Origin of the sequence: Paracoccus denitrificans (assembly GCF_900100045.1) — a bacterium.
Lineage (GTDB): Bacteria > Pseudomonadota > Alphaproteobacteria > Rhodobacterales > Rhodobacteraceae > Paracoccus > Paracoccus denitrificans.
The window spans coordinates 2,158-9,267 of sequence record NZ_FNEA01000060.1 but is presented as its reverse complement, the minus strand read 5'-3'; the positions used below and the strand labels follow the sequence as shown (position 1 = coordinate 9,267).

Below are 7,110 nucleotides of genomic sequence, written 5' to 3'. Positions count from 1 at the left end.
CGTCGCCCCCTTCGCGGGGGCGTGGATCGAAACACCGGCAAGAACGTCACCTCCGAGCCTTGCAGTTCAAAAGGGGGGCGCGGACGGCTGATCGGACGCACGAAGGGCGGGCTGAACTCGAAGCTGCAGGTGGTGGCGGACGCGAAGGGTCGTCCGATCCGGATGTTCCTGTCGGCGGGGCAGACCTCCGACTACATTGGCGCGCGGGCGCTGCTGTCCTCGATCCCTTCGGCCGGGGCGTTGCTTGCAGACCGGGGTTATGATGCCGACTAGTTCCGCAACGCGCTGATCGAGATGGGGATTTCACCGTGTATCCCGTCCCGCATCGGTCGCAAAGCCTCGGTTCCGCACGACACCGAACTCTACCGCCTGAGCCACAGGATTGAGAACATGTTCGCACGCCTCAAGGACTGGCGCCGTATTGCAACCCGCTAAGACTGATGCCCCATTCTGTTCCTCTCCGCCTGCGCCCTGGCTGCGACCATCATATATTGGTTGTGAGCCCTGACTCTAAGCGATCAATTTTCAGGAGACCTTTTGGGTTTGGTGGATAACCATTCAGAATAGAGAGTGCGCTCGTCGCTTGTTAGCGTCGCCTCGATCTGGCAGCGCAGTTCTGAGTACCGGCGGTACTCTGCCATATCCTGAAACCTAGGAACCACATACATTGCTGGGCAGGGGAAGGGCGCAAAGCCATAATATTCTGGATCGTTGTCGCGGGCCCATTCCCATCCCGCGTCCTTGTAAAAGTCCGTATGCGTCGCGACTGTTTCCAGGATATCATTCTTGGTTAGCTCCGGATATGGATCGATTTCATAGTAACGCCGATATTCCCTATCAGATAATAATGCCTTGATGACATCGCGAAGCTCCTCCGGCGACAGGCAAGTATTCATACCATAGAGCTTGCCATCTGGTCGTTGGCAGAGGTCCCAGACAGTTTTCTGAAGGGCGTACACCTCATCCAGAATGGTAACATAGTCGAGAGACGGACTGCGCCCAGTCAGCAGATGAGCGGCGGCGATGCCAGTGTGATCAGCCAGCCGCTGAAGGGCGGGAGCGGGGACGTTCTGCACGCGTTCGCGTTCGTAGTTGTTGTAATTGCGGCCTGTTACCTTCATCAAATCGCCCATCTGGTCTTGAGTCAGTCCCAGGTTCAGCCGCACTTTTTTCAGCAGGTGGCTCACAGGACGCGATGGCGGTTGCCATGGATGAACACCATGAGGGTCACCCACGGACAGATACGAATCATCCGGAGCCTCGTCGTCATCGCAAAAATCACAAATTGAGCTCTCATCCTGTTTCATTGCGATCCGTTTCGGGCGTTTCGATGCAAAAAGGGAAAGATCTTTCCGGAAACTTGGCAAATATTTACAATATGTTGACTGGTCAGTCTGGCTATGGCTTCCATTCTACCGGAAAGGAGAACAGCGATGCCGAAAATTTTTGACCTGGGGCACACCCCCGAGGAATGGCCGGCCAAACTTCGCCCGCGCGGCGTCGAGCTCTCACCGCGGACCCTGCGCTCGAAGGCGCGGGCTCATGGACAGTACTTTGCAATCGGTCGCGCCATCTTCATCACCCCCGACCAGATGAACGAAATCCTGCTGCGCGAGGTAAAGCAATTCGCAGGCGCAGGCGATCCGAACCCCGCTCCGCGCCCAAGTGTGCGATGAATGGCATTAGCTGTGGAGGTGGCGACATGTCAGCTTTCTGGGACCATTACAACCGGCGGCTGAAAGGTCGCGAGCCGCTGCCGACGAAGCGCAACTTCAAGACCCTGAGGCTGAGCTATGTAGAAAGCGATGCCTTCAAGCACCTGAAGCCGCGCACGAAGCGCGATTACCAGAAGTACATGGAGCATATCATCTCCATCTGGGGTGATCTGGACCCGCGCAAGATCGAGACGCATCACATCTACAAGTTGCACCAGGCAAACGCCGACCACTGGCGGCAGGCGAATTATCTGGTGCAGGTGTTTGTCGTCCTGCTGAACCATGCCCGGCTGATCGGTTTCTTAAAAAAAGAGCATGGCAACCCCGCGAAAGGCATCCCTCTTTTCAAACAGCCTGGGGACGGCTGGGAGCCGTGGCCGGATGAGGTTCGGGCCGAATTCGAGGAACTCGCCCCGCCGCGCCCGAGGCTCGTCTACGAGCTTTCTATCGGCCTCGGCCAGCGTATTGGCGACACGCATAAGATCCGCTGGGATCACATCAAGGATGGTGAGTATGATTTCACCCAAGGCAAGACCGATAAGCCGCTCCTGGTCCCGCTGACCAATCGCCTCGCTGCCTATCTGAGCACAGTCAAGAAAGAGGGGTTGACGATTGTCTGCGGCCGCGACGGCCGGCCTGCGGATTACCGCACGGTGACCGAGGAGATGCGCAAGATCAAAGCCGCAATGAAGCATCCCGAGACGCAGCGCTACGTCACCCACGGGCTGCGAAAGAACGCGACGATCGAGCTTTATCAGGCCGGTTGTGATGACGAGATGGTGAAGGCCGTGACCGGCCATTCAGGCGTGGAGATGCTGAAGAAATACGGCGGCCGGGTCCGCCAGCGCGAACTGGCGCGGCGTGCGCAGGACGCCCGAAACCGCGCAGAACAGAACAAGAGCGGAACATGAATGTTTCAACGCTCGTTTCAAACCGAGGCTGAGATGACCAAAAAATTGCCGCAAGTTATTGAAAGATTTGGAGGCGGGTACCGGAATCGAACCGGTCTTCACGGATTTGCAATCCGCTGCGTAACCTCTCCGCCAACCCGCCGGAGCCTCGCGTTTGCTAGGGTTTTCGGTTGATGGGGTCAAGGGGGTTATCACTCCGGTTATCACTTTCTCGTTCTGGTCCCGTTCTGTTCCACGGTCAGCACCGCTTGGCGCGGGCCTGTCGCGCCCGCATGATCTGCCGGGCTTCCCCGGCATATTTCCGCACCATCGCCTTGGTGCTGTGCCCGCTGTAGGACATGATCTCATCGTCGTCGCAGCCAGCCCAGGCGAGTTCCATCACACCGCGATAGCGCAGGGCGTGCAGGTCGTAGGCTTCCAGCCCGAGCCGCCGCCGTTCCTTGAGCATGATTTCTGCCATGCGCCGGTAATCCATCCGGCTGCCGTCCTGCTTGGTGATGATGTGCCGCGATGGCAGAGGCGAAAAGGGTAGGGCAGCCTTGGCGGCGTCCAGCGCTGCTTTCAGGGCTTCGGTGCAGGGCAGAATCAGGGGCTTGTCGCCCTTGCTCTGGCGGAGCCTCAGCGTGCCCGTGCCCGCTGGATCATAGTCGCCCCAGGTGAAGCAGACCCAATCGCCGGGCCGCTGAACACTGCCGACGCCGATCTCGAAGATCAGACGTTCCAGCGGCCCCGCCTCGGCTCGCCATTTCTGGACTGCGATATCCGGCCAGGGGATATGTGGTTGCCGGCGATTCTTTGGTACGTTGAGCCGCTCGATTCCCTTGGCCGGATTGTCGGTCAGCCAGCGCTTTCGAATGACCTCCTTGGCGATCATCGAGATCGCGACCGGAATGTAATTGGCAAAGCGGACGCGGTGCGTGTTCTTGTCCATGGCGTCGTAGATGTCGGCCTTCGTCAGCCTCGATACGTCACGCTTGCCGATCTTCTCGACTAGATAGTCAAGGACCGGCTCCAGGTCCTGCCGATAGCGGGCGGATTTGTCGGCCCAGCGATCCGACTTGCGCAGGATCTCGATAGCCGCTGCCCAGGATGTTCTGCGCCAGAAGCCGACCGGCGGTGCGGTCTTTGCATTCCGTGGGCGTCGCGGCGACAGGTTGAAATTGCTTCATTGGGATGGGCAGGGCTTCTGCCTGTATTACAAGGTGCTGGAGAAGGGGCGCTTTCCCTGGCCGATGCGCGGGGATGGTGCGGTTCGCCTGACCTCGGCGCAGCTGGCCATGCTGTGGGAAGGCATTGACTGGCGCAGGCCGGATTGGGGCGCGCCACCAGCCCGCGTCGGCTGATTTATCCCGCTGAAACGCCTTGTTTTTATGGCCATTCCGCCTGCCTTGTGGTAGGCGGGCGCATGTCGAATACGGCCCAAATCCTTCCCGATGATCCGGCGCGTTTGAAGGCGCTGATCTTGGCGTTGCAGACGGAGAACGCGAAGATCTCGGCCACGTTGCGCGCCCATGACCAGTTGATCCAGGCCCTGCGGTTACGCATCGCGAGGCTGAAGAAGCAGGTGTTCGGCCAGTCACCTGAGGCGCGACTTCCATGATGAATGGGACAAGACCAAATCCACGATCGCCCGTGAGGCACTCGACCGTATCGGCGCACTCTACGACATCGAGCGCGAGATCACCAGCTTTGCCCAGGCCAGAACCCATGCAACGCAGAGCGGCGCCGATGTGGTGTTCGATTTCGGTGGGGGTGACATCCTGACGATCCGCAACATCACCATTAACGCCCTCGCAGATGACATGATCTTCGTATGAGAGGGGCTTCCTGACCACCCGGCCGCGCGCTACGTTACACCAGAGGATCCGCGTGCAGCCTGCCCTCACTCCCCCTGCCGGGCAGGGCTGTCCTTCCGCCGGTTTGGGGAGTGCCCGCCGCAGTCGCGAATCAATTTCCATGCCTCCCCCACATTCAGGGGCTACCATCGGCCCGCCAAGCCAGGAAGATGAGGCCCATCGTAGGGCTGGGATGCTCGCGAAGCGCTTGACAAAACGGAAGGTTTTTGTCCTCGAGCCATTCACTGTCTTCACCTCCCAACTTGCACCATACTACGCTGGGTTGTTCTGCCGCTGCCAGCAACCCTTGCTAACAGTGTAGAAAGGGTTCCCTTCTGTCCCCTCCTCCGATGACCGGAGGGCAGCCTCTCAGGCGGTTCCCGTCTATCTGCTGGCAGGGATGGTCGGCGGCGCAATCAGCGCGCTTTTCGCGTTTGTTCTGAGCCTGGCGCTACCATGGGTATTCCTTGCTTATCTGGGTGGCGGAATTTGCGCGGTCGTCCTGATCGCGCTGGTCTTGTCGTTCAGGCGTGATGTCGCATGTGCGCACGAGCAGTTCGATCCCAAAAGCTGGCGCACGGGTTACGGGGAGTGACGTTATGCGGTTCTTCGCGCCCTCTTGTCGTTCGAGTTGTCGTCGGCTCACGGCTCGCCGCCCTGACGTAGAGGGCGGTGATGTCGTGATTCCCGCAGCGATTCACGGGAAGGCGGGCTGTGCCGATCGCCCGCTTTATGGTTCGAAGCGACAGCTTTCACCCTCAATGCATTCTCTCATGCGGGCTTTGCTCGCAGATGTCTCGAATGGAAAAGAATATTTCATGTCTGATGGCAATGCTCATAAATCAAGAGCAGATCCTGTCACTCCGTTAAATGTTGCCAGGAATTTTCTCTTTTACATGTCTATTTCGCCGTTCGAACCGGAGATGATCGATCACGGTTTTCGCGATTATGATCGCTATATATATGAAATTTAATGATTTAATGTGATTCAATAAATTCCGTGAAAATAGGGAATATTCTGTATCACTCACGACGTCAGAGGTATGAGCGTGGACATGTCCGTAACATCTTTTCCCCATCCAGTTGATATAGCGGTCGGCCGGAATATCCGGAAATGGCGCCGGCTGTGCGGCTTGTCGCAAAAGCAAGTGGCGGAAAGAATCGGAGTTTCCATGCAGCAACTCCAAAAATATGAAACCGCCGTAAACAGGATTTCTGCGTCGCGGCTGGTTGAAATAGCGAATGTCCTGCAGGTGCCACCGGCTGAGCTGTTGGCTGCCACGGGCTGTTATGAGGCAGTGGGTATGGATCAGTACAATCGGGCAGAAGCGCTCGTCGAGATACTGAGTGGGGTATCCGACTCAACTCTTAATCTTCTGATGGCGATGCTGCATCAGATTTCAAGCGAAAGGGAGAACTCCGGCACCGAGGTGGGAATAAATTCGTCACCTCTTCAATAGATCCAGTATGGCGCTGTCATGCGCAAGTTAGGTTGGGGCGAAAGCCCTGTGAGTAAAATCCGATTGCCTGGCTTTGGATTGATGTTCCCGCCTCAATCCAGCCGGGCATTTGTGGGAGAGATGTTATGGCAGTGACCATAATTTCGAAGGAAGACGGGGCGAGACGTGTCGTCGAACTGTCGGCTATCCGATTGGATGGTCCCAGTACGGTTCGCCTTCCATTTCGGAAAACGGATGTTGATCGGTATACCCGTGACGGTGACGATCTGCTGATCCATTTGAACTCGGGTGAGATCATTCGGGTCGAAAACTATTATGTCGACCAGCCGTCAACCAGAAGCGAATTGCAATTCGTTGATGATGACGGTGCGATCGCATGGCTTGATGGTGAGGGCCTGGCTGCGGCGCTGGCTGCCTTGATGATCGGTGGTATCCTGATCGGCAGTGGTGGATCGTCGGGAGACGACGCTGATGCTGACGCCGATGCGGACGCTGACGCGGACGCTGATGCTGATGCCGACGCCGACGCTGATGCCGACGCTGATGCGGATGCGGATGCCGATGCGGACGCTGACGCTGACGCTGATGCGGATGCTGACGCGGATGCCGATGCTGACGCGGATGCTGATGCTGATGCGGATGCGGATGCCGATGCGGATGCCGACGCTGACGCGGATGCCGATGCGGATGCTGATGCTGATGCTGATGCTGACGCGGATGCTGATGCGGACGCTGATGCTGACGCCGATGCGGACGCCGACGCGGATGCCGACGCTGACGCGGATGCCGATGCGGATGCGGACGCCGACGCTGATGCTGACGCCGATGCGGATGCGGACGCGGACGCCGACGCTGATGCGGATGCCGACGCTGACGCGGATGCCGATGCTGACGCTGACGCTGATGCAGACGCGGACGCCGACGCTGATGCTGACGCGGATGCGGATGCCGACGCTGATGCCGATGCGGACGCCGATGCTGATGCGGACGCCGATGCCGATGCCGATGCCGATGCCGACGCTGACGCGGATGCCGATGCGGATGCTGACGCGGACGCTGATGCCGATGCGGATGCTGACGCGGATGCGGATGCCGATGCTGACGCGGATGCCGACGCTGATGCCGATGCCGATGCTGACGCTGACGCTGATGCCGATGCTGACGCCGATGCGGACGCGGATGCTGACGC

At 58.6% G+C, this 7,110-nt stretch carries 8 protein-coding genes, 1 tRNA gene and 2 pseudogenes; 8 read left to right on the top strand and 3 right to left on the bottom strand.

The genetic code is table 11. From position 1 onward, the window contains the following. Positions 1-441, top strand: a pseudogene (locus BLT64_RS27555) (IS5 family transposase); the annotation flags it as partial. Between the two features lie 77 nt (positions 442-518). Here BLT64_RS27555 and BLT64_RS26700 read toward each other — a convergent pair. Then, a complete protein-coding gene (locus tag BLT64_RS26700) occupies positions 519-1,307 on the bottom strand; it encodes a helix-turn-helix domain-containing protein (RefSeq protein ID WP_011748702.1) in 789 nt (262 codons plus the stop codon). Between the two features lie 126 nt (positions 1,308-1,433). Between BLT64_RS26700 and BLT64_RS25150 the strand changes: the two genes are divergently transcribed. Both BLT64_RS25150 and BLT64_RS25145 read left to right on the top strand, forming a co-directional pair. After that, a complete protein-coding gene (locus BLT64_RS25150; RefSeq protein WP_041529966.1) occupies positions 1,434-1,676 on the top strand; it encodes a hypothetical protein in 243 nt (80 codons plus the stop codon). A 26-nt stretch (positions 1,677-1,702) separates the two neighbouring features. Further along, positions 1,703-2,626 (top strand): site-specific integrase, encoded by a 924-nt coding sequence (locus tag BLT64_RS25145; protein WP_011748700.1) that lies wholly within the window; start codon positions 1,703-1,705, stop codon positions 2,624-2,626. 68 nt (positions 2,627-2,694) lie between these two features. Here the strand turns inward: BLT64_RS25145 and BLT64_RS25140 are convergent. Continuing rightward, positions 2,695-2,768 (bottom strand) — tRNA-Cys (locus BLT64_RS25140). A 96-nt stretch (positions 2,769-2,864) separates the two neighbouring features. Further along, positions 2,865-3,500, bottom strand: a complete 636-nt coding sequence (locus tag BLT64_RS25135) for a tyrosine-type recombinase/integrase (RefSeq protein ID WP_186813228.1) — start codon at positions 3,498-3,500, stop codon at positions 2,865-2,867. 163 nt (positions 3,501-3,663) lie between these two features. On the opposite strand from BLT64_RS25135, the gene tnpB reads away from it, so the two are divergent. The 5 genes and pseudogenes from tnpB to BLT64_RS27875 all read left to right on the top strand — a co-directional run. Further along, on the top strand, positions 3,664-3,969 hold the full coding sequence (gene tnpB, locus BLT64_RS25130; protein WP_011748698.1) for an IS66 family insertion sequence element accessory protein TnpB: 306 nt from the start codon (positions 3,664-3,666) through the stop codon (positions 3,967-3,969). 62 nt (positions 3,970-4,031) lie between these two features. Further along, positions 4,032-4,211, top strand: a pseudogene (locus tag BLT64_RS25125) (IS66 family transposase); the annotation flags it as partial. Continuing rightward, a complete protein-coding gene (locus BLT64_RS27880) occupies positions 4,207-4,443 on the top strand; it encodes an IS66 family transposase (protein WP_415857801.1) in 237 nt (78 codons plus the stop codon). The pseudogene BLT64_RS25125 and the gene BLT64_RS27880, both read left to right, overlap by 5 nt. Before the next feature lie 1,073 nt (positions 4,444-5,516). Further along, entirely contained in the window at positions 5,517-5,921 is a 405-nt protein-coding gene (locus BLT64_RS25110; protein WP_157137438.1) for a helix-turn-helix domain-containing protein, read from the top strand. Between the two features lie 125 nt (positions 5,922-6,046). Continuing rightward, on the top strand, positions 6,047-7,110 hold a 1,064-nt coding region (locus BLT64_RS27875; protein ID WP_139171659.1), incomplete at its 3' end, for a BapA/Bap/LapF family prefix-like domain-containing protein.

Bases quoted from the DNA above. Each gene is read 5' to 3' on its own strand.
- BLT64_RS25110 (WP_157137438.1), top strand. From the start codon at position 5,517: ATGTCCGTAACATCTTTTCCCCATCCAGTTGATATAGCGGTCGGCCGG.
- BLT64_RS26700 (WP_011748702.1), bottom strand. From the start codon at position 1,307: ATGAAACAGGATGAGAGCTCAATTTGTGATTTTTGCGATGACGACGAG.
- BLT64_RS25145 (WP_011748700.1), top strand. From the start codon at position 1,703: ATGTCAGCTTTCTGGGACCATTACAACCGGCGGCTGAAAGGTCGCGAG.
- BLT64_RS25150 (WP_041529966.1), top strand. From the start codon at position 1,434: ATGCCGAAAATTTTTGACCTGGGGCACACCCCCGAGGAATGGCCGGCC.
- BLT64_RS25135 (WP_186813228.1), bottom strand. From the start codon at position 3,500: ATGATCGCCAAGGAGGTCATTCGAAAGCGCTGGCTGACCGACAATCCG.